Origin of the sequence: Singulisphaera sp. GP187 (assembly GCF_900129635.1) — a bacterium.
Lineage (GTDB): Bacteria > Planctomycetota > Planctomycetia > Isosphaerales > Isosphaeraceae > Singulisphaera.
This window is the reverse complement of sequence record NZ_FSRB01000002.1, coordinates 2,005,839-2,028,118: the sequence shown is the minus strand read 5'-3', so window position 1 is coordinate 2,028,118 and position 22,280 is coordinate 2,005,839. Positions and strand designations below refer to the sequence as shown.

The window sequence follows — 22,280 nt, the reverse complement described above, 5'->3', positions numbered from 1 at the left end:
CGCGAGCACGCCCGCGGTCCGGCTCCGAGGTGCAACCCACCTGGCTCGTGAAGTTACGGTGGATCCGCCACACGCCGTCGGCCGGTTTGGCGAATTCGGAAGCGGGATCGCGTGAAAAAAAAGGGGCGAATCGGCAAACAAAGTCTCCAACATGTTCGGTCGAATGAGCGTAGACGAGGAAGGGGTGTACCGACCCCCAAGGGCGTTCGTCAGCGAGCGAGATGTGGTGAGGATGAGGCATCACGAGCGGGATTCTCAACGTCAGTCGTGTGCTCGACTTGTCCGAAGCAGGGGAGAGGCTGTAGGATGGGGAATCTTGAGCCGGTATGGAGCGGCCCCTCGGCGCGGGGCCGGACGTGCCGCGTCTTAGCGGGAGCGACACGTGTGGCGGGCAAGCCTCGGCTTTTAGTTATCGAGCGCGACAGTCACCTCGGTTCGTCGCCGCGCGAGCAACTCTCACAATGTTATGAGATCGTCACGGCGCGAACGATGGCGCGTGCCTTGGTCTTACTGCGAGATCAGGAATTCGACGGGGTTTACGTCGATACCGCCCAACTGACGGCCGTCCGTTGGGCGGGTGTGCTGATCCAGGCGGAAGAGATTCTCGACGCCATCGCCGACGGCGTGGCAATCGTCGATCCCGACCTCCGGGTGATCTGGGCCAACCCGGAATTTCACTCGCTCGCCGACCAGGCGGTTGAGACGATTGGCGGCAAGTTCTATCGGGCGCTCGGGAATCCCGAAGTGATCGGTCCCGACCCCTGTCCGTTCACCTCCGCCGTGGCGTCGAAAACGCCCGCGAGCACCGTACTGCGGATCGGTGCCAATCGCTATCTTCGAGTCACCGTGACGCCGGTTTTTGACTCGTCCCAGAGTCTCACCCAGTTGATCGCGCTGACTCGGGACATCACCGACGAGACTCAGCAGCAGTTGAAGGTCAACGCGATCCACAAAGCAGGCGATGAGCTCGCCGACTTGACGCCCGAGGAGTTGTCGGAGTTGGGGGTCGAGGAGCGGACCGACCTGCTCAAGTACAACATCACGCGGCACATGAAGGACCTGCTCGGTCTCGACTTCATCGAGATCCGCTTGCTCGACCGCCCGAGCGGAAAGCTCATCCCGCTCTTGACCGAAGGGATGACGCCAAGCGCCGCCAACCGCGAGCTCTACGCCCGTAAAGAAAACAATGGCGTGACCGGGTTCGTCGCGGCGACCGGCCAGAGCTATCTCTGTCCCGACACCACCCACGACCCGCTTTACCTCGAAGGGGCCGCCGGAGCCCGAAGCTCGCTGACGGTTCCCTTGATTTACCACGGCACGGTCATCGGGACACTCAACGTCGAGAATGCGCGATCGAACGCGTTCGACGAGCGCGACCGGCAGTTCCTCGAGATCTATGCCCGGAACGTCGCCTCGGCCTTGAACACGCTCGACCTGCTCCAGGCCGAGAAGTTCAGCGCGGCGACAGCGTCGGTCGAGGCCATCAGCCGCGAGCTGGCCATCCCCCTGGACGATATCCTCAACGACGGCACGACGGTGCTCGACCGCTATGCCGGGCACGACGACGATATCATCGCTCGACTCCGGCATCTCCTGGTCCGGGCCCGTGAGATCCGGAGCCTGATCCATAAAGTGGGTACCTCGATCGCGCCCGAACCGAAGCGAAGCACGCCTCGGCCGGCGCCCCGGCTTTCCAGTGCTCGACTCCTGGTGGTCGACGCCGACGAGATGATCCGCAAGTCGGCCCATCATCTGTTGGGATCCCACGGCGCGATTGTCGAAACGGCACGCGATGCGCACGAGGCGATCGCCCTGGCCAGGCAGACCCCGTATGCGGCGGCGCTCGTCGATATCCGGCTTCCCGACCTCGACGGGTTCGAGACCTACCGCCGGCTCCGTGAAGTGCAGCCCGGAGTGCCGATCATCCTCATGACCGGGTTTGGCTGGGATCCCGCACACTCGATCGTCAAGGCACGCCAGGAAGGGTTGCAAACCGTGCTTTATAAACCCTTCCGCGCCGACCGGCTGATGGAGGCCGTCGAGCAAGCGCTTCGGCCGTCGAGCCCGATACCCGCACCGAACTCGCCCCGACCACCGGCTCCGCTCCCTGTCCCGCCCCCCTCGGACAACCAGGACGACGCACTCGATTCTCCTCCTCCCAAGGCAACCGTGCATGATGCTTAACTGGTCAATCGCGGCCTTGGTGGCCATCGGCCACGCGGGGGTCTTCGTCTACCTCACGAACCTGCTGCACGGTGTGGGCTTGAAGCCACCGGTCAGGGGACGCGTCGGGAAATGCTACCTGGCGCTTGTACTCCTCGTCTCGACGGCCATGGTCTGGGAATTTTTCCAAGGCGGGGGAACCCCTTCGTCCTGGCCGATCCTCGCTTATTCCCTCCTCTGTCTGGTGGTCGCGCTGGTCGGGATCCCGGTCTGCTCGTTGCTCCTCCATCGCCGCCGGATCCCCGACGGCATCGCCGAGGAGACGTCGGATATCGACCTGGCTCATCGGTTCGGGAAAGAAAACCTGATCGGCTCCGGGCGTCATTCCTGGCTCTTGAGAATCAAGGGGCACGACTCGTTCCGGCTCCGGAAACGCGAGTGGACGGTCACGCTGCCGACGTTACCGGCCGTCTGGGACGGTCTCAGCATCGTACAGATCAGCGATCTCCACTTCGCCCCTTGCTTCCAACAACGGTTCTTCGAACATGTCGCCGATGAGGCGGCCGAATGGCCGGCCGACCTGGTCGTCTTCACAGGCGACCTGATCGACAACGACCGTGCGCTCGACTGGATCGTCCCCGTGATGTCGCGGTTGCGCGGGCGGCGAGGAACGTATTCGATCTTGGGCAACCACGACTTCGATCATCACCCCGTAGAGGTCCGGAGGCGTCTCGAGGAGGCCGGGTTTATCGATCTCGAGGGAATTTGGACGCAACTCGAAATCGAGGGCCTAACCCTGGCACTGGGAGGGACGTCCACGCCGTGGGGACCGAAACTCGACCTCAGCGCGGCCCCGGACGCCGATTTCCGGCTCTTCCTCAGCCACTCGCCCGACCAGTTCCAGGGCGCCGTGGACGGCGGGATCGACCTGATGCTTTCGGGACACAACCACGGCGGCCAGATCCGTCTGCCTGGGGTCGGCCCCGTCTTCATGCCGAGCCGCTACTCCCGACGCTACGATCGAGGTTACTTCCGCGCGGGCCGAACCTTGCTGCACGTCAGCCAAGGGGTGGCAGGCAAACATCCGATCCGTTTCGGCTGTGTCCCCGAAATCAGCCGCCTCGTGCTCCGCATTGGCCGTGACCAGTCACTGTCCTCATCGAGCCCCCAACACACGCGCCAGTCTCAGGATTCGACTCCCAGCGTATTCCACTAAGCCGTTGGCCGCGGTGTTCATTGATTTTCTGATCGGTAATCGCAGGGATGCAGAGGCTACTGGGTGCCACGCAACGTCAGTAACTCGGCGTCGTCAACAACGGATGTAACTCTCACCGGACCAGAGAATTACTGCCGCTCCGTGGCTGCGGTTCGTTCGAGAGAAGGGGGGGCAAAAAATCGCCGTTCTTCGTCATGATGGGTGCGGCTAGCAACCGGCACTCACCTGGATTGAGGAAGAACGGCGATGAAGGCAGCTCGGACGCTGCAAGGCTTGCAGCAACCGCAGTCGTTGATCGGCTATGTCCGACAGTTTCTCACCCCGACGGTCTGGAAGCAAGCCCGAGGGGTTGTTCCTCAAAGGCGGTCGGCGCCGCGGTGGGATCTCCAGCCACTGGTCGTGGTCATGCTCGCCATGACCTGGGCCACCGGCGACTCCGAGTCCGAGAGGTTTGAGAAGGCCCGGGGATACTACGTCGCCTGCCATGAGTCGCGAAGACGCCCGGGAAAGACCCTCGTCGGCTTCCAGAAAGCGATGCGACGCGTCCCCATGCGACAACTCAGGGCGTTGGCCGCGGGGGTTCGGCAACAGATCCACGCCCGACTGGGGTCGCGGCGGATTGTCGACGGCTTCGAGCCGATGGGCTGCGACGGCTCGCGGATCGAGTGCCCCCGCACCCCCGAGTTGGAACGGGGACTCGGGCAGGCCGGCAAGAACGACGCGGCCCCCAACGTCTGGCTGACGGCGTTCGTCCACTTGCCCACGGGACTGCTTTGGTCGTGGCGACTCGGCCCGGGCACCGCGGCCGAGCAAGAGCATTTGAGGCACTTGCTCGCCACCCTCTCGCCCGAGGCCCTGATCGTCTGCGACGCCGCTTATATGGGCTTCGATCTGGTCCGGGCGATCCTCGGTGTCAAGCGATCGTTCCTGTTCCGGATGTCGTCGCGGGTCGACCTCTACACCCTCGAAGTGGCGAACCTGGAGGATTGGACCGAAGGCCCTGTCTTGTACTGGCCGAACTATGTCCAGAAGAAAGGGGAAGCGCCGATCCAATGCCGCTTGATCCGGATCCCGGCCAAGGGCAAGGGTAAGGGGTCGGTCAAACGCGACGTCTGGCTCCTGACCGACGTCCTCGACCCAGCCCGGATGTCGGCGGCGACGGCCGCCAAATTCTACCGCTGGAGATGGCGTAATGAAGGACTATTTCGCACATACAAGCGTATAATCAATAAATTGAAACTCGCTAGCCGCACGGTGGCCTTGGTGCATCGCGAGGCCGAGTTGTCACTGCTGGCCACGCAGATCCTCCTGGCGCATGCCGACCTGGCGCTTCGGCCGGCGTCGGCGTCGGCGACCGATGGCCCAGTGATCAGCCCCCGCAAAGTTCTGATCGAGATCCGCAAGGAGATCGACGCGGCCGTGAAACCCAAGGCCAAGTGTTACCACAAGCGACTCGCGGGCTGCCGCGCCGGGTGCCGGAAGCAGAAGAGCCCGAAAGCCACACGCAAGTGGCCTCGTCGCAAACCGCATAAGCCGCCGAAACCGCCTGTGCTCCACACCCTGACTCAGGAACAGAAAGCCTTGCTAAACAAGCACATGAGTGCAGTAGGATGAGGCATCAGTAATCGACGTTGGGTGCCACGGGTTGGACTCAACCCGTGAGTGATTTGCCCAGGTTTTTGGCTCACGGGTTGAGTCCAACCCGTGGCACCCAGAGCTTGTACATCATTCAATATCCCGAAAAACCAGTTCCATCTGTTTAGAGCAGGCATGTGCCGGCCGAGGCCACTGGAGTCAGGCTCCGCTTCTGCGTGCCTTCTCATGCCGTCATCTTTTCTTACTGGGGTGTGTACGACGCGTGCGAAAACCGCGTTCATGCGGCCAGCGCCGGTTTCTCAATCAAGTTTGCCCTCGCGTGTGGTCGGGCGCTTCGAGTTCCCAGACGGCTTTCTCGGGCTCATCGACTCCCGTCGGTCGGCTCTTGATCAAACCGATCATGATTCTAAGTAGGATGAGCCCGGCGACCACCGCCAAGCCGATGAGTATGCCTGAGACAGCTCCCGCGGTCGCCCGTGCCTGGTCATGCTTGAATGCCGAGACGAGGATCCCACAGCACGAGCCGAGCAATGCGTACGATCCGGTCCGGAGGAGCGCCAACAGCCGCCGGGGCCGCGCAGAGAGATGGCGTCCCCAGAGGATCCCGGCAACGAGGCCCACGAGGCTCCAGGGCAGCGCCACGGCCGCCACTCCGGCAATCACCCCGGACAAGCCTCCCACGAACGAACCCAGAAAGACCCCGAAGTGCGCCCCGTAGCGGAACCGACCCACAGTCCCCGCGATCTTGCCGAACAAACCCGATACGAGTGCCCCGAGCATCCCCAGGGGGATTCCCCAGAGCATGGCAGCCAGCCCGGCCCCGTTCAACGTCCGCAGGCCCGCCCCGATCGCCGCCCCCAATAGGCTCACGATGACAAGGCCGACGAGGCCCCATTTGATGAAAAACGAAACCGTCAGCGGCGGGACATCGGCCCCGAATGCCTCAAATTCAGCATCCGGGTCGACATCGTCCTCGTACGAGCGCGGCCCGCTCACGAACCAGTTTTCGTAATCCGAGATCAGCTTGAAGTTCGGGCTTTTTCGCTTGACCTCGATATTGGCGAGCGGGATCTCGATCGCCTCGCCCCGATCGTCGCACGTACAGATCAGACCATCTTCGAGATCCAGGTTCTCGCCCTCGGGATCGAGCAAGCCGGTCACTTTCATGGTGATCCGTTTGTGAGCGAAGGGGCCGACCTCCTCCGAGTCAACCGAGTAAGTGGTGGTGAATGGGAACTTCAAGTGCGTCGTCAAATAAACATAATAGGCAAGAAGTGTCTCATGACAGATCTCGGGGAGCGGGTCGTCGTGCGTCAACCCGAACACCTTGCGAACCCGATCGTCCTGATCCGACTCCGAAAGCGGCGGCGTCTGGATCTCGGTCGGCTGAGCGATTGGCACCACCGTCCCGTCGTCCGGCTCAACGTCTGATTCCGCGAGCCAAACGAACTCCGGCTCGAGGTCGTCCCGCGCGCAACGCTTGAGGTAGACCGGGTGCATGGCGTCGAGCGTTCTCTGATCCCACTCAATCTTGTAATGGATCGGAACTTCAGAGTCCCCGGTTTCCTCGACCGTCCCGGTCCAGCCGCCCAGGGGAATATCCGCGAAGTCGGGACTCGCGACACCGGATCTCACCCGGACCTTCGCCCCGGGCGCAAAGCGGGGCTGTCTCGAGAACGTTTCAATGTTGGTCATGACCCTACCCGCAACGAGTATCCACAGACCCAACGCCATGCCGTTCGCACCGACCCCACAGGGTCATCCTCATGAAACGGCTGCCGCTCTCCTCATTTCCAATGGAATCGCCAGATTTTGATTTCATGCCCGGATCTCATAGCGTTCAAGGAGTCATTCAAGTCTTTCTTTGGGTGCAATCCGGGCGAAAATCGCGATAACACGTCTTCACAAAGCCAGGGGCCTTACGCTCCCCGCTCGCCTTTCCAGCCAGCGAATGCACCGGGATTCCTTGGGCCGCCCCGTTGGGACTCAGACCGACGGCAGTGCGCGCACCGCGTCAGCGAACCGCTGTTCACGCAGTCGCTTAGACATAAACACGGCGGTTGTAAATATACCATTCCAGAAGTACGATGCCGAGGGCCATCGCCGCGAGCGGCTTCCACCAGTCCTTGCGAATCGGCCGCGGGTTGCGGGTGCCGGAGACGGGGTTGTAGCCGATCTTGATCTTGTAGCTTTCGGCCAGGGTGGAATCAGGCGGAACCCCTTCGGGGACCAGACCGCGAGTCGCCAGGTCGCTCTCGCGTGCGTCGAACTGATTCACCGCGAACGCGAGTAGGCCGTCGGGTTCCCAACGGGCGTGATAGATCCCGGTCGCGTCGACCTGATCGTCCACATAAGTCCCCTGAAGCGTGCGTGACAGGGTCTCGACCTGCCGGCCGTCGGCCGACGTGACCTTGACCTGCCCCTTGGACGACTCCGCACGTAGGACGACCGACTGCCCCGGCAGATGGAGCTCATCGCCGCCCGACTCACGAGCATTCCCCAGAACTTGGAGACTGTTGAACAGAAACAGCGGAAAGCTAATATTCCGATACCAGTTCGTGTTAAATTTTTCACCATCCATGAGCGCGAAGGTGACGACGGTATCCGAGTAACCCTCGCGCGGGGCCACGAACGCAAGCGGCCCCTGATTGCCCTCGATCAGATTCGTCGAGCCGGGCGGGGGCTCGACCGTCACCGCCTTGAGAATCGCGACGGTGGGTAAGTCGCGGACGTACTGCATGAGCGGGTGGGAAACATCCCAGTCGAGGATGATCGGCTGCTCCTGAACTTTCGACTTCGCGTAGGCGGGGCCGGGAGGAAGCACACCGAAATAGAGCGTGTTCGCCGCGGGAGACGACTCGGGACGAAAGTGGTCGAAGATCACCAGGTCGTATCGGCCCGATCGGAGATCGCGGGCGACCGCGTCGGTCTTGGTCTCCTCGGGGGTCACGACCGTGACGTCGGCACGCTCGACGGCGGTCGGCGTTCTGAGGGTATCCACCAGGTAACGGTTGCCGGCCGTCACGACCAACACTTGCGCTTTGCGCGGGTTGCCGACAACCGTGAACGCGCGGTTGTCCAACGCCAGGGAATCATCGACCAGCAAGCGCACTTCGAGCTCCGCCATCCCCGTGTCGGGCAGCTCGAACTTGAACGACTGATCGCTCTGGGGTGCCAGCTTGAGCGCAATCGCGTCGATCAGGTTGCCCTTTTCGCCGGGTTTTTTCGGGTCGTGCCTCAGGAGCTGGGCCTCGGTCGCGACCGGCTCGCCACGATAGTTGTGGATTCGTCCGAAGACCTGATACGTGTCAATACGCTCATCATTTCGCCGCGACTGGAGTGCGAGGATGGCGACATTGTCCGAAGGCGGCTTGGTCCGGGTGGCTGTTCCGACTTTGGGGTCGGGCGTGGCGGACACGGCAGGCGGCGGGGGACCGATCACGATGACTTCGGGCTCGAGATTTCCCAGGCTGAACCCTTCGACGTCGGCAAAGCCGCCGTCGGTATAGATTTTCAACTTGGGCGGGACGTGTTGGGTCGCCACCACCCCTTCTCCCACCTGTCGCGACGGATTGGCCAGGCCGGCCGCAACCTGAAGCGCCTCGCGAAGGGTGGTCGACAACTCGGTCGGAGTGATCGAGTCGATCCGTTGGGCCAACAGCCGGCGATCTCCCGTATAGCTTGAGATCACCTTGGCGCCGTCGGAGAAGGCGATCACCATCGCGAGGTCGTCCGATTCCATTGAGGCCACAACCTTCTTGGCGTCCTCCTTGGCGAGCGCCAGCCGCGACGGTTTGACGTCGGTGGCCGACATACTCGCCGAGTTATCGATTGCCAGGACGTACCGCTGTCCCTGGGTCGACGTCCCCTTGATCCTAGGCCCCGTCAGCGCCAGCATCGCCAGCAAGACGGCTGCCAGTTGGAGGAAGAGCAGCAGGTTCCTGCGGAGCCGCTGGAAGAGGCTGTTGACGTGCAGGTCCTCGATGCTCCGTTTCCAGAGCAACGTGCTCGGAACCTGCACGGGGCGCCGACGGAGCTTGAGAAAGTAGAGCGCGACGATCCCGACGGGAATTCCGGCGAGCACCGCCCAGGCTGTCGCCCCGAGCGGACTCGCGAACTGGACGCTGGAGCTCAAGCCGCTCAGACTGCCGAAATTCATTCCGCCGTCTCCCGTCCGGGCTCAGAGTTCCGGTTCCCGGTCCAACGAACCGGGCCGTTCCCCCTTGCGCCTCCGAATCATCATGTAAAGCAAGTAGGCGACGATCGCTCCCGACACTCCGAAGAACACCCAAGGGTTATTCACCATGACAGACCAGGCCTCGTCAGTTGTCTTACTTCACCAGTCCGCGCTCGCGGAGGTAGTTCAGAATCAGTTTGTCGAACGGATTGTGATTCGTCGTAAAAATATAGGTGATTCCACGCTTGGTACACCAGTCCTTGAGCCCGCCGACGAAGGCGTTGAGGTTATCTTTGTACCGTTTCAATAGGGGTGCACTCACGGAAATCTCGGCCACGTCGTCGTCTTCGGAGTCCACGAGCCTGAGGTCGCCCACGAGCTCGGGCTCGACTTCTTCGCGACTGAGAACGTGAACAACGTAGATGTCCATGTTCCGGGCGACCAGGTAGCGGAGCGCATCCTCGTAGCCCCGTTTGTCGAGAAAGTCTGAGATCACGACCACGACGCCTTTGCCCGAGTGCTTGATCGCGAAGGCGCGGGCGGCGGCCGTCAGGTTGCTCGAACCGCTGGGGGTCAACTGATCGAGGTACTGGACCACGCGCCACATCTGCGAGCGACCGCGAATGCTCGGCATTCCGCCGTCGAGCGTGGTACTGAAGGTGTCGAGCAGGACCCGGTCATGATTCACCAGGCCGATGAACGAGAGCGCGGCCGCCACCTGTTTGCCGTAATGGAGCTTGGTGGGATCGCCGAAGTCCATCGACAGGCTCGTGTCGAGCAGCGTGTAAAAGTGAAGGTCTTCTTCCTCGAGAAAGAGCTTGAGGAAAAGCTTATCGAGTCGGCCGTAGACGTTCCAATCGATATGCCGCAGGTCATCGCCGATCGAATAGTTGCGGTGATCGGCAAACTCAACCGACGACCCGCGCCGCTTGCTCTTCCGCTCCCCCTTCATGCGGCCGACGAAAATTTTCCGACTCACAAGCTCGAGGTGCTCGAGCTTGTGGAGAAACTCGGGGTCGAGCAGGGGAGTGAGCTTGGTTTCCGGCATCGGCAACTCGATCCCATCTTTTTTGGAGGGTAGGCCTCAATCGCGGTGACGATTGAGGCGGGGGGAAACGCCCACCCGGTCCTACCGAACAACCCACTCACCTTCGGAAGGCTCTTAGCTCAACCAGTCGGAAACGTAGAAGAGACCGAGCATCAAGGTGGCGGCGATCCCCAACCCGACCAGCCAGGGGACCAGGGCGGCGACGAAGATGGTCCAGCGTGCCTTCACGCTCAGCGAACGACGACGGTGCATGAAACCGAGCGCAGTGAACCAGCTCTCGAGAATAACCAGGCTCCCGCCCAGAGCAGTGATGAACGCCACCGTCGGTTCCGACCGCCAGACCAGGATCGAGGCCGCGAACAGGGTGGCGCAGAGGGTGGCAAGGCAGGTCAGGTCTCCGCGGGTATAGAAGAGGCGCTCGGACTGGGGCGGATTCCAGGCCACCGGGGCAGGGGGGGGATTATAAATGTCATACATGGGTGCAATCTCCTGGGGTGCGTTCTCTGCTCCTCCGTCACCGGCACCGTCAGCCCGCCTTGGCGACCGGTGCCGATTCCTCCGCTTTCTCGGGGACCGCGGCGAGAACCTTGAGCAGGATCTCGTCCGAGCCGATTCCCTCGGCCTGCGCCTCGAAGTTTAACAGCACGCGGTGCCGCAACGCAGGCAAGTAGACCCGGCGCAGGTCTTCGAAACTGATATTATACCGTCCGTCGAGCAAAGCTCGAACCTTCGCCGCAAGTACGAGCGTCTGAACGCCGCGGGGGCTACTCCCCCAGCGGATGTACTGGTTCGTGACCGGGGGCGCAAACTGGCCCTCGGGGTGAGTGGCCAGGCCCAGCCGGATCGCGTAGTCCTGGACGTGAGGCGCGACGATCACCTGGCGGACCAACGCCTGCATCCGAATGAGCGTCGCTCCGTCGATCACCGGCTCCGCCTGCGGTCGTTCGCCGCGCGTTGTCCGATCGAGGATGACGTTCAACTCGTCGCGGGTCGAGTAACCGACCACCAGCTTGAACAGGAACCGGTCGAGCTGAGCCTCGGGCAAGGGGTAGGTTCCCTCCTGCTCGATCGGGTTCTGCGTCGCCATGACGAAGAAGGGCTCTTTCAGCTTGTGGATGTGGCCACCGACGGTGACCGAGTGCTCCTGCATCGCTTCCAGGAGGGCCGACTGGGTTTTCGGCGTGGCGCGATTGATCTCGTCCGCCAGCACGATCTGGGAGAAGAGCGGTCCGCGTTGAAATTCAAAGACACGCCGCCCGTCCGGAGCTTCCATCACGATGTTCGTGCCGATGATGTCGGCCGGCATCAGGTCGGGCGTGAACTGGATCCGGTTGAAGTCGAGCGAGAGCGAGTCGGCCAGGGTCCGGACGAGGAGGGTTTTACCCAGCCCGGGAACGCCTTCCAGCAAGGCGTGACCGCCGACGAATAAGCAGGTAAGCACGCCGTGAACGATCTCATCGTGGCCCACGATCACCTTGGCGATCTCGGCTTTCACCCGCTGGTAGGCCGTGCGAAATTCCTCGGCGTGGACTTCCATTGTGGCAGGTTCGGTCGTCGACATCGTCGTTGGATCCTCAAGCTCGGGGGTGGGCGGCGCCCACCGACCTGGGTCAGCATCTTACGGCTTGTCTTGGTTCTTTTCGCGTTCTTCCCAGACCTTCTGCTTGGCCCGAAGAAGGCGGTTCGTATAGCTCTCGGGTTCGGCGGCCTTGGACGCGTCGGGACCGAGCCCGGGGGCCTCGGGGGTCGACTTCGCGGGCCGGCGCGCGTCGGCCGGTCGATCGTCCTGCAAGAGCGGTTCGCCGGACGGGACCGATTCCGAAGGGGGCGGAGCCTCGAATCGCGTGGCGGCTCGGGAACGGTCGAGTTGCTCCCCGACCTCGGCTTTCCGCGTCTTGAGCTTCTCCATGTAGTCGACGGAGGGGGCAACCTCCTGACCTCGAAGCTTCTTCCACTGGTCAGCAACCGACTTGCGGATCCGGTCGATATCAGGCGCCACCCTGCGGACCGCCACGTCACCCAGGAAGAGGACCACCGCCAGCCAGAGCAGGGTGGGCCAGAGGTTGGCGAAGGAGCGGGGATTGACCAGGGTGGGGTCGCGGCGGAAGTGATCGACCGAGTCGATCGTTCGCTGGAGGTCGACTCGTCCGTCCGGGAAGTATTTCCAGGTCGACACCTTGCCGTCGGTCAGGCTCGAGATGTTCTCGAGCGTCACCGGATTCGAGCGGAGTTCGCGGTACTCGTCGGAATAGGGGACCGAGACCCCCGAAGAGATCACCCCTTGAATTCCCTCCGAGCCGCGATATCCGAGGTTCACGAAGTAGTTGCCGCTCGCCTCGGCGTCCTCCACCGTTCCCTCGTACTTCCCGGGCGCAACTTGCACGAGCTCGACCGATGACCGCTTGAGGTCGGGGCTGACGACATTCCCCTGGATCTGGAGGAAGTTGAGGAACTGGTTTTCCTTGTCGAGGGCGTCGACGACGACCTTGATCCGCCCCTCTTCACGCCTGACCGTGAGGGTGAGATTGCCTCGGTCGACCGGGCGCATCGACCAGCGGATGATCTGCGACCAGAAGGCCGCATAGCTCTGCCAGTCGGGCCACGCTTTGGCCCAGCGCCGGCCGGCGTCGGAGGTGAAAGCCACAGACCGGCCCAGGCCGTAAGTCCAGTGCGCCAACAAGGGATTGACCTGGCCCGCCGGCAAGGGGGAAGTCAGGGGGACCTCGACCAGCTCGTTTTCCTTGAGACTGGTCAGTACGAGTCCGTTGATCGGGGGAATGTCGGCCGGCAAGCCGATGACCGGCTCGCTCAGGTAGTTGACCTTGGGGGCCCAGGGCGTCCCTTGCTCGAAGATCAAGGGCCGGGAGATGGTCCTCGCTTCTTTCTGGTAGATACGCGGCAGCGCTTTGGGGTTCGTCACGTTGTAGAACCGCCCTTTGGTCCGAGTGGCGAGGTTCCGCATCGTGGACTGCGCCCCGAAGTCGTTGCCGTGGGCCGCGGTCAGCACGGAAGTCACGGTGATCTTGTTCGCGGCGAGCTGGCGAATCACTGCCGAGGTGGGCGGAGTCGGGTCACCGTCGCTGATAATCACGATGTGCCGGCTCATCGCGTCCTTGACCTGCATCAGGCCCTTCATCGCCATCTGGAGCGACGGGTCGAAGTCGGGCATGTCGCCGGGCGTCATCCGATCGATCGCGCGAAGCATCGTGGGACGGCCGCCGCCAATCGAGCGGAGCGAAAAGAGCCAGGCTTCCTGCCCCTCCCAGTGAAGCATACCGGCATAATCGTATGTCGAAAGAGCATTGAGAGCGGCCTTGGCGACGACCTTCTGCCAGTAGTTCCCTTCGGGGATCTCGCTGGCGTGCATGATCATGACCATGGCGCCGATCCCTTGGACCTTGAGCGCCTTGATCTGCATGTCGACCGGCAAGGCTTTCTCCACGGGGGTGTTCATCCACCCCCCCGCGCCAAAGCTATCGCGCCCACCGATCATCACCAGGCCGGCGCCCATGTCATGGACGTTCGACTCGAGAATCTGGTGCTGCGACTCGGTGAAAGAATCCTTCGGTACGTTGGCGAGAATCACCGAGTCGTACGGCTGAAGCTGTGCCAGGTCGGTCGGCAGCGGATCCCCCCCGACTCCACCTGAACCCTCGATCCGAGGCGCGACCAACGGGGTGACCGCGATCTCTTTCTCACGGAGGGCCCGGATCAACTCGACATGCTCGCCCGCGGTCCCCTCGATCAGGAGCACCTGCGCCTTGCCGCGAGCGTGGGTAAACCCTTCGGCGACGTTGTTGATCGCGCGACGGTCCCCGCTTCCTTTTTCAGGCACGAACTCGGCGGCGAACGTGTAGAAATTCGGCTCGTTGATCTGCTGCTTCAGGTTGAAGACGTTGATCCCGCGCTGGAGCTCGATCGGCTGGGGAGTCTCGTTGCCGGGTGCGGGAGCCCGGTAGTTATCGGCCTTCTGGAAAACCTGCAAGGTCCCCCGTGTCGGCTCACTGGCGCGAATGACCACGTTGATGTTGACCGTCTCCCCCTTCTTCACGTCGGGGGGAATCGACACCTTTTCGACCAGGACCTCGCGATCGTAGTGGTAGTCGAGCGGCACGGTATCGACTTGCACGCCCAACTTCTTGGCGGTCAAGGCCTGCTCGATCGCGTTGCCCCGGTTCTCGTTCCCGTCGGAGAGGATCACGATCCGCCGCGCGGTGTCTTCCGGGAACGTCGCCAGGGCCAATTTGATCGCCGATGCCAAATCCGTATATTCCGAATCGATTGTGCTTTCGATTCCGAGCAAGTTGATCTCGGTGGGGGCCGGAGGAGACTCCACACTTGGCGATTTACCGAAGACGATCACCCCCGTCAGGTCGTCCGTCCGACGCTTCCTCGACGCGGCCGTGACGTAATCCTGCGCGGGGCCTTGAAGCTCACGGGGAACACTCTGCGACCCATCGAGGAGGAACATCGTCGTGAGCCGATCGCTGCGCCGCACCATCTGGAGCTCGGCCAGCGCGAGCACGATCAGAGTCACCACCGCGGACCGGAAGAGAATGGCGACGATTCGCCGGACCGACCCCAAGCCCGAAAGGCTTCGAAAGCTGAGTAAGATCAGCGGCGGGATCAGGATCGGGAGAAGAATCAGCCACCAGGGGTGACCGACGGTGACCGACAGTTTTCCGAACATCGTGGCCTACGCCTCCGTTTGGGGCTCCAACCTACATACGGAACCGCTGCACGCGATGATTGTTCGAATCGATAACCGAGACCGCGCCCGAGTGGTCGATCGCGAGGGCGAACGGGTTGTAGAGCTGACCCGGTCCCCGCCCCGCACTTCCCCAGACGCCTAGCGATTTGCCGTCGAGGCTGAACTTCTGGACGCGATGATTGCCGTACTCGCAAACGTAGAGGGCGTGGTCGGGCCCGATCGCCAGGTCATACGGATAGTTCATCTGCCCGGGAGACTCACCACGCGTCCCCCAATGGAAGAGCAACTTGCCCATCGTATCGAAAACCTGGATCCGATGATTACAGCTATCCGCCACATAGATACGATCTTGATCGTCGATGGCCAGGGCCCTGGGCTTGAGGAACTCTCCCAGGGCATAGCCGTGCCCCCCCCACTGGCGAAGCCATTTCCCTTCCGGCGAAAAGACCTGGATCCGGTCGTTATCGCCGTAATCGCCCACGTAAAAATTACCCGCCCGGTCAATCACGACGTCGGTCGGATAGCCGAACCGCCCCGGGGTCGTTCCTTGCACCCCGTCCCCGAGCTGGAACAGCAGTTCGCCCTTGAGCGAATAGACGAGCACCCGATAGAAATGAGTGTCGGAAACAAGCAGCCTGCCGTACCGGTCCACGGTCAAGCCGCTCGGTCCGTCGACGTTGAAGTCGGGCGTTCGCCACCCCAGAAGGTATTTCCCGTCGCGGTCGAAAGCCTGGATTCGATCGGTGAGGTCGGCCATGTAGAGCCGATCCTTGCCATCGAACGCGGCCGCCCTCGGCTTGTGCAACCAGCCCGGGCGGGTCCCGTGGATCCCCCAAACCAGGTCCGGACGTGGGTTCGCTCCGCCATCACAGCCAGAAAGGCTGACGGCCATGAACAGACTCAGTCCGAAGACCAGACCATGACGCACGCTCATGTCAAGGATGACTCAATCCTTCGGTTGGGAGTCGGCGGACTGGTTCGCTAAACTGTAATCAGAGAGCAAGCTCCGACGCAAGTCCTAGGCCCTTCGTTTCAGGCCGCTTTCTTTCGTGACAACGAGCGTGATTGCATGGCATATTTCTCCAAGGTATGTAACGTCGCCGACGTGGTTGAGGGGCATGGTTTCCCCGTCGAGGTGGACGGGCTTCGCATTGCCGTCTTCAATGATGGTGGTCAGTTCCACGCCCTGATTGGCCGTTGCCCCCACGCCAACGGATCGATGGGGGATGCCTGGATCGAGGACGGAGAGGCGGTCTGTCCGCTCCATCGTTGGCGGTTCAAGCTCGCGACGGGGCGCTGCACGACGGTCGGCGGCAACTCCCTGCATCGATTCCGGTGCGAAGTTCGGGGCGATGAGGTTTGGGTCGAGGCCTGATCGAAGAAGGTCACGGACCTTTGAATCGGTCGCTCTCAGAGCCAAACCTTGAGTCGACCGCGCAGGCAGTCCGGCAGCCGCTTGTCGACGATCCGCTGGATCTGATCGGGGTGGAGCCGGGTGCTGAAGTGCGACGCGATAATCACCTCGTTCTCGAACCGGTCCGCGCGGGCGATGATGTCGTCGAGGTGGGTGTGGCCGTACTTGTGGATCAGCGACGGCCGCTCGCCCGGCGCCACGAAGGTCATCTCGAGAATGATGATCTCCGCCTGGTAGAGATCGGGGAGCGCGTCAAGTCCGGCAGGCGCGGTATCGCCCAGGTAGGCGACCTTCGGCAACCGGATTTCGGTTGAGACCTCGACGCCGGAGAGTCGGATATCGCGAATCTCCTCGCCGCTCAGGTCGTGGTATTCGGGCTTGAGTTTCCTGCGCCGCTCGTAGACGAGATAGCCGATCGAGGGAATCGTGTGCTTGGTCGCGAACGTTTTCACGACCAACTCACGGCTGAGCTCGATCTCCTGGCCGGGCACAACGCCGACAAGCTTGACGGGCAAGCGCCCTCGATCGAGCTTCTGGAAGGCCCGCAGGAGCATCTCGACGGCGTCGATCGCCTCGGCGGGGAGATAGATGGTCGGCGGTTCCATCTTCATCATCCGCCGGCGGGCCACATAGACCGGCAGTGAGGCGATATGGTCGAGGTGGGTGTGCGACAGGAACCAGGTCGGCGTCGACATGAACGACCAAGGCTGGCCCCCGAGGTCGAAGCCCAGCTTCAGTTCCGGGATCCGCCAATAGGTCTGGACAGCGGCACGCGAGTATCCTTCGACGGTCAGCCCTTTGTGCACAAGGGAGCGAACCGGGGCATTGTCGACCGGATGGTCCAGGGATTCCACCGTCGTATCGAGATCCGAACTCAACGATCCGCTCTCCTTCCCAACCAGTTGCAAACCTCGCGCTCGCGTTCGCACCCAGTATAATCAACCCGGCGGTGTTACGACGAGACGGCGGCGCATTGGAGGATACCCGGGATGACGCGACGGACTCTGGTCTTTGGCCCGGCCTACCTCGACCGGATCCTCCGTGTGAATCAGCCCCTGCTCGCATCCGACGGCGGAGGCCCCCTCGATCAGAGCGTCGACGGCCGGTTGCGGTTCGGTCCCGGGCTCACCCTGGTCGATCCGGACGGCGGGCTGATGGAACTGGAACTCCCCGCTGACTGGCCGGGGCCGACGGGTCGAGTCGAGCTCTGGCGAACCGTGGCACCTCCCGGATCGTCGCTGAGGAGGACCGTCCGAGGCATCTCCTGGAGCGACGAACTTGGCGGAATGGGAGCGGGCTTCGCCGCCGCGCTCGGAGGCGACCTCGTCAGTGCACTCGGCGCCGAAGCCGACCGCACGAGCCAGGTCGTCGCCACCCAACTGCTGCGTCACGGGATCCCCCATCACCCCATCCGCTTCCCGGAACATCCGGCCGACTGGACGCTGCTGATCACGAGTGGGAAATTCGGCGATAAGCTGCCGATCGGGTTCCGAGGCTGCCATGCGGCTCTGACCTCGCTGGCCCCTTGGGTCGATCAGTCGTGCGCGCTCAGGGTCGTGGCCGGGCTGCCGAATCGGATTGCCGCCCAGGCGCTCCGTGCCCCGGGAGCGGGGGTCCGAGTCTTCGCGCCCGCAATGCGAAACATCATCGATCGCGATTGCCCGATCTCCCGGTTCGCGGAAGCCGTCGACGTGCTCAGTTGCAACCGGCACGAGTGGGAACAACTGGCGGACCGAGAGGAAGTGGCCTGGAAACTCTCGGTGCTCGCCATCACCGAAGGAGCCGACGGCTGCGTCATCCGGTTCACGAACCCGGTGGGGGAGGCGATTTCGCTACGCGTTCCCGCATTTCCGAGGAGCCGGCCGCCGCGCGACACCAACCGTGCTGGTGAAGCGTTCGCGTCGACCCTCGTCGCCAGTCTACTCGATGGGGGTTGGGAGCCGGGCGTGACCGAGGAATCCCTGATCCGAGCCGCCGCGGAACGAGCCTCGGCAGCCGCGGCGCTCGTGCTCGACCGCCTGGAATTCGGGTTTCCGACGCCGCGCGAGATTGATGCGGCCCTGGTTGTGGGGCGTGTCCCGTAACGCCTCAAGACTCGGACTCGAATCTCCGCTACAATGCGGCGAAGCTCGAAGGGAAAACGACGATTTGGGGAGGAGACCCTCAATGAGAGTCATGCGTCTGGGTCTGATGGTCGCCGTCGCGGTGGTCGCCCTGGTCATGTCGGCCCGCCTGTCGCTCCAGGCCCAGGATGCGAAGCGATCGGACAGCCCCGCAGCCACGGTCGTCTCGCCCAAGTTCGAAATCGGCGCCGAAGTTTCGCGCACCGTGCTCGATGCGATGGAGCGAGACTTCGACCTGCCGTTCGGTGAGCCGACCTCTCTGGAGGAGGTTCGCCTCTACCTCCACCGCAGCCTGAACGCCCCGGTCGTCCTCGACCTCGCCGCACTCGGCCGGCAACACCTGCGAAAAGACGAGAAGGTAGAACTCGAGTTGAAAGGCGTTCGGCTCAAGACCGGGCTCAAACTCTTGCTCGACCAAGTCGGCCTGACCTTCCGCGTCGTGCCCGAAGATAACCTCTTGATCCTGACCGACAACCAAGGCGCGGACGACCCGTTGAAACGAGTCCAGGCCGAGGTTCACGAGCTGCATCTCGAGATCCACGACGTCCGCGATGCGCTCGATGAGGTCCGGACCGCCCTCGGTCTCATCGATGGGTCGAAGGTTCGTAAGCCGACGATCATCGAGGAAATGCCCGACGGGGTTATTGAAGAGAAAGAAGCTCCCCCCACGACCACGCCCCGCCCCCGACGGGGAATCTGAACAGACGGACCGGCTCTTCGTTTGCGCTGCGTGCAGGCCCAGGGTGCCACCGATTTTGGACTCGACTCGTGGCCCCCAGCAGCATTGGCCTGAACTCGGCAACCCACCAAGACATCAAAGCCTACCGCAACAAACAAGCAAGCAAGCCTTCACTTTGAATGCCCGGCACTCTCAATTTTCCGAGGACGAAGGGGAACAGGGATCATGACCCCAGGCCGTCGAATCTTCGCCACGCTGCCGGTCGCGGCGACAGGACAAGTTCCGATCCGCAAGAGCCGCCGGCGGTCTGAGCCGTCCGATGCCCCGCGCGGCTGGAGCCGGTGGCTGGGTGAGCCGAGGAACACGGTCTTCCTCGTGCTGGCGTCGGCACTGTTGCTCGGCGGAGGGAGGAAATTGCTTCAGTGGTGGCGTGCTCGCGCCATCGTGGCACGCCTCGGCGAACCCGACCTGACGGTCGAGGCGATCGAAGCGGCCTCGAGCCACGGTCGGGCCCCCTTGATGGACCTGTTCCGGATCCTGACAACCGCCGAGAGCGAGCCGTTACGCTGGGCCGCGGGTCGAACCTTGGCCGTGCTCTGGGCTCAGGACAACCTGATCGTCGAGGAAGAAAAGGCCCTGTTGCTTCGCGGTTTCGCCACAACCTGGCGCGCTCGTCGGCGCTATCCGAGACAGACTCATGCGTCGATTCCGATCGCCGTCGCCTACGGAATTCCATTTCTGATTGAAGGGGGAAAAGGAGTCGGTCCGGAGAACCTCGAGTGGTCCCACCGGATCATGGGAACGCGACGCGCCGCCCATGAATCGTTTACCCCATGGAAGGCGGGGCCCGGCCTCGCGAAGTTCGACCTGATTCCGGGCGACTTCGACACCAACGGCCCGCACCGACTCGTGCTTCAAGCGAGGGTCCGAACCTACGGGCTCACGGACGCCTGGGAACTCGACCTGCCCCAGATTCCGTTCCACATCGAGTTCGACTCGGTCCTCACTCCCGACGCGCTCTTCAGTCTGGCCGACGCGTCGCGGGGCGAGGCGTTCGCTCGGGCAATTCAGCTCGAGTCGATCGAGACCAACGAGTCCGATGGGGTGGAGTACCTCCCGCTCAACGACGAGTTCGCCTTCCGAGCTGCCCCGCGGTTGCGGGTCATGACTCCGCTCCCGTGTGACCTGGCCCATACGCTCGAAATCGAGATCGAGGGGATCCCGGGCCGGTTTGCGGCGGGGGCGGTCATCATCAGTGGGCAAGGGTCGACCCCGGAACCGCGGGCCGACGTCCGCCGGTTCCCCATGGGGCCGATCGAAGCCGTCCCTCAAGCGGCGATCGACCGCCCCGGCACTCGGCGAGTTCGCGCCATTTTGACGGCCGATCCCGACCGAGGCTGGGGTGATCCCGACATTCGTTCGATCTGGCCGGGAACGCTCGAAACCGACTGGGTCAACGTCGAGGTCGCCCGCCGCTGAAGCTCGGCTCGATCGTGGGAGGCACGTCGACGGCGAATCGCTTGCCGGCCACGAGTCGCGCCGCGACCCGGACCGCCTCGATCAGACTCGAGGTCTCGGCACGTCCTTTCCAGGCGATGTCGAAGGCGGTACCGTGTGCCACGCTGGTCCGGATGATCGGCAGGCCGAGCGTCACGTTGACGGCGCGGTCGAAACCGATCGTCTTCAGCGCCACGTGACCTTGGTCGTGGTACATGGCCACAACCGCGTCGAACTCGCCGGCAATCGCGCGAACGAACAGGGTATCGCAGGCGATCGGCCCGGTCGCATTGATTCCGGCCTCGACCGCACGCGCGATCGCCGGAGCGATGACCCGCTCTTCCTCGTCGCCGAACAGGCCCCCTTCGCCGCCGTGCGGGTTGAGTGCGGCAACCGCGACCCGAGGCGGCCGCCCCTCTGTCAACGGCCGGATCGCCCGGTCGGCGAGCAGGATTTTCGACTCCACGGCCTCGACCGTCAGGAGGTCGAAAACGCTACGGAGCGGGACGTGCAACGTGGCGTGGACCACGCCGAGCCCCGTATCGCCCGCCCCCACCGGTGGCCCGATGTAGAGCATCATCGCGTGATCAAGGATGCCGCAGCGTTCGGCAAGGATCTCGGTATGCCCCGGGTGGAGCACGCCGCCGGCGCGAAGCGCTTCCTTATGGAGCGGCAGGGTGGTGATCGCGTCGATTCGGCCGGCGAGGGCCAGGTCGACCGCGGTGATCAAATAGTCGTACGCGGCCCGCCCGGCCCGCGGATCGACCAGTCCCGGCGCGATGTCGGCCACGTCCTCGTCGGTCGCTTCGAGGCAAGGGATGAGCCGCGCCGTCGGCCGCGCATCTTCGGGCCGACTGATCGACTGCACCGTCGCCTGTCCACCGACACAAGCCAGGGCTCGTTCGAGGACCGATTTACTTCCGATCACAAACGGACGCGCGAGGGCCCGGAGCGGAGAGTCGCCCCAAGCTCGGGCGATGACTTCAGGCCCAATGCCCGCGACGTCACCCATGGTCAACGCCACAAGCGGCCTGTCATCTTGCGGAATCATTAACGTCCTCCCTAGCCTACCTGCTGCGGTTCGCGTGCGACTTGCGAGGATTCAGCTCAATGAGTCGCGATGGCTCGCGGCGGTTTCGTCCGCGCATCCGCCGGCTCAGTTCCACTCGTCTCACCGGAGGTTGTCCGCTGCACCCGGTGCGTGGCAGGCGTCTCTCCACAGCCAAGCGGGCCGGCGAACAGAAGGAACGCAAGGATCATGGAGTGAGTCAAGCGAGGTCGTCCCTGCAAGGCTCGTCCCGGGGATGGGTATGGTTTCGGCAAAAGAGCATTCTCGAATGCGGGTGACACGACCGTAACGCCTAATTATCGCCCGGGCAACTCTTCTCTGTCGAGTCGAAACCAACAGGACCAATGTCATCATCGCGAAGTGGTCAATTCCTCCCCCATTCCATCTCGGAGGACGATCGTCGGATCCAGGCCGTTTCGTTGGCCGCCGGAACCAGGGGGGCGCATGCGAAGTCAAGCCGCGGCCAAATCGTAGCCGGAAGTGGGTTCACGATTGGGATAACTGTTCAATGTTGTGGCGGTTGGTTAAGATGCAGCACAGGGAAGTCAGGTAGAACCGATCCCCAAATGGGGCGGGTGACGTCAATC

The 22,280-nt window shown here is 63.1% G+C and carries 17 protein-coding genes; 7 read left to right on the top strand and 10 right to left on the bottom strand.

The window, feature by feature from the left end:
• Positions 1 to 384: 384 nt before the first annotated feature.
• The 3 genes from BUS42_RS32400 to BUS42_RS32390 all read left to right on the top strand — a co-directional run bounded on the left by BUS42_RS32400 (position 385) and on the right by BUS42_RS32390 (position 4,993).
• A complete protein-coding gene (locus tag BUS42_RS32400; protein ID WP_083670893.1) occupies positions 385 to 2,184 on the top strand; it encodes a response regulator in 1,800 nt (599 codons plus the stop codon).
• Positions 2,174 to 3,379 (top strand): metallophosphoesterase, encoded by a 1,206-nt coding sequence (locus BUS42_RS32395; RefSeq protein ID WP_074314017.1) that lies wholly within the window; start codon positions 2,174 to 2,176, stop codon positions 3,377 to 3,379. Before BUS42_RS32400 ends, BUS42_RS32395 begins: the two co-directional genes overlap by 11 nt.
• Positions 3,380 to 3,625: 246 nt before the next feature.
• Complete coding sequence (locus BUS42_RS32390) at positions 3,626 to 4,993, top strand: transposase (protein ID WP_074304734.1); 1,368 nt, start codon at positions 3,626 to 3,628, stop codon at positions 4,991 to 4,993.
• 285 nt (positions 4,994 to 5,278) lie between these two features.
• On the opposite strand, the gene BUS42_RS32385 is transcribed toward BUS42_RS32390, so the two are convergent.
• The 8 genes from BUS42_RS32385 to BUS42_RS32355 form a co-directional block, all read right to left on the bottom strand.
• The gene (locus BUS42_RS32385) at positions 5,279 to 6,670 is read right to left on the bottom strand and encodes a calcium-binding protein (RefSeq protein WP_074314015.1); all 1,392 of its coding nucleotides are present in this window, start codon (positions 6,668 to 6,670) and stop codon (positions 5,279 to 5,281) included.
• A 346-nt stretch (positions 6,671 to 7,016) separates the two neighbouring features.
• Complete coding sequence (locus BUS42_RS32380; protein WP_074314013.1) at positions 7,017 to 9,134, bottom strand: vWA domain-containing protein; 2,118 nt, start codon at positions 9,132 to 9,134, stop codon at positions 7,017 to 7,019.
• 21 nt (positions 9,135 to 9,155) lie between these two features.
• A complete protein-coding gene (locus BUS42_RS46090; protein WP_256386214.1) occupies positions 9,156 to 9,281 on the bottom strand; it encodes a hypothetical protein in 126 nt (41 codons plus the stop codon).
• 25 nt (positions 9,282 to 9,306) lie between these two features.
• A complete protein-coding gene (locus BUS42_RS32375; protein ID WP_074314011.1) occupies positions 9,307 to 10,200 on the bottom strand; it encodes a DUF58 domain-containing protein in 894 nt (297 codons plus the stop codon).
• A 114-nt stretch (positions 10,201 to 10,314) separates the two neighbouring features.
• Entirely contained in the window at positions 10,315 to 10,677 is a 363-nt protein-coding gene (locus BUS42_RS32370; protein WP_074314009.1) for a hypothetical protein, read from the bottom strand.
• A 49-nt stretch (positions 10,678 to 10,726) separates the two neighbouring features.
• A complete protein-coding gene (locus BUS42_RS32365; RefSeq protein WP_074314007.1) occupies positions 10,727 to 11,761 on the bottom strand; it encodes an AAA family ATPase in 1,035 nt (344 codons plus the stop codon).
• A 57-nt stretch (positions 11,762 to 11,818) separates the two neighbouring features.
• A complete protein-coding gene (locus tag BUS42_RS32360) occupies positions 11,819 to 14,890 on the bottom strand; it encodes a VWA domain-containing protein (protein ID WP_074314005.1) in 3,072 nt (1,023 codons plus the stop codon).
• A gap of 31 nt (positions 14,891 to 14,921) precedes the next feature.
• Complete coding sequence (locus tag BUS42_RS32355; protein ID WP_074314003.1) at positions 14,922 to 15,845, bottom strand: NHL repeat-containing protein; 924 nt, start codon at positions 15,843 to 15,845, stop codon at positions 14,922 to 14,924.
• Positions 15,846 to 15,980: 135 nt separating this feature from the next.
• Here BUS42_RS32355 and BUS42_RS32350 point away from each other — a divergent pair, with 135 nt between their 5' ends.
• A complete protein-coding gene (locus tag BUS42_RS32350; protein ID WP_074314001.1) occupies positions 15,981 to 16,286 on the top strand; it encodes a Rieske (2Fe-2S) protein in 306 nt (101 codons plus the stop codon).
• A 35-nt stretch (positions 16,287 to 16,321) separates the two neighbouring features.
• On the opposite strand, the gene BUS42_RS32345 is transcribed toward BUS42_RS32350, so the two are convergent.
• The gene (locus BUS42_RS32345; RefSeq protein WP_074315571.1) at positions 16,322 to 17,203 is read right to left on the bottom strand and encodes an MBL fold metallo-hydrolase; all 882 of its coding nucleotides are present in this window, start codon (positions 17,201 to 17,203) and stop codon (positions 16,322 to 16,324) included.
• Positions 17,204 to 17,314: 111 nt separating this feature from the next.
• On the opposite strand from BUS42_RS32345, the gene BUS42_RS32340 reads away from it, so the two are divergent.
• The 3 genes from BUS42_RS32340 (at position 17,315) to BUS42_RS32330 (ending at position 20,606) form a co-directional block, all read left to right on the top strand.
• Positions 17,315 to 18,409: a PfkB family carbohydrate kinase gene (locus BUS42_RS32340; RefSeq protein WP_074313999.1), complete on the top strand. Its 1,095-nt coding sequence runs from the start codon at positions 17,315 to 17,317 to the stop codon at positions 18,407 to 18,409.
• An 82-nt stretch (positions 18,410 to 18,491) separates the two neighbouring features.
• Positions 18,492 to 19,148: a hypothetical protein gene (locus tag BUS42_RS32335; RefSeq protein ID WP_074313997.1), complete on the top strand. Its 657-nt coding sequence runs from the start codon at positions 18,492 to 18,494 to the stop codon at positions 19,146 to 19,148.
• A gap of 204 nt (positions 19,149 to 19,352) precedes the next feature.
• Entirely contained in the window at positions 19,353 to 20,606 is a 1,254-nt protein-coding gene (locus BUS42_RS32330) for a hypothetical protein (protein ID WP_074313995.1), read from the top strand.
• On the opposite strand, the gene pdxA is transcribed toward BUS42_RS32330, so the two are convergent.
• On the bottom strand, positions 20,581 to 21,675 hold the full coding sequence (pdxA, locus tag BUS42_RS32325; RefSeq protein ID WP_074313993.1) for a 4-hydroxythreonine-4-phosphate dehydrogenase PdxA: 1,095 nt from the start codon (positions 21,673 to 21,675) through the stop codon (positions 20,581 to 20,583). The two genes, BUS42_RS32330 and pdxA, sit on opposite strands and share 26 nt — an antisense overlap.
• Positions 21,676 to 22,280: the final 605 nt, after the last annotated feature.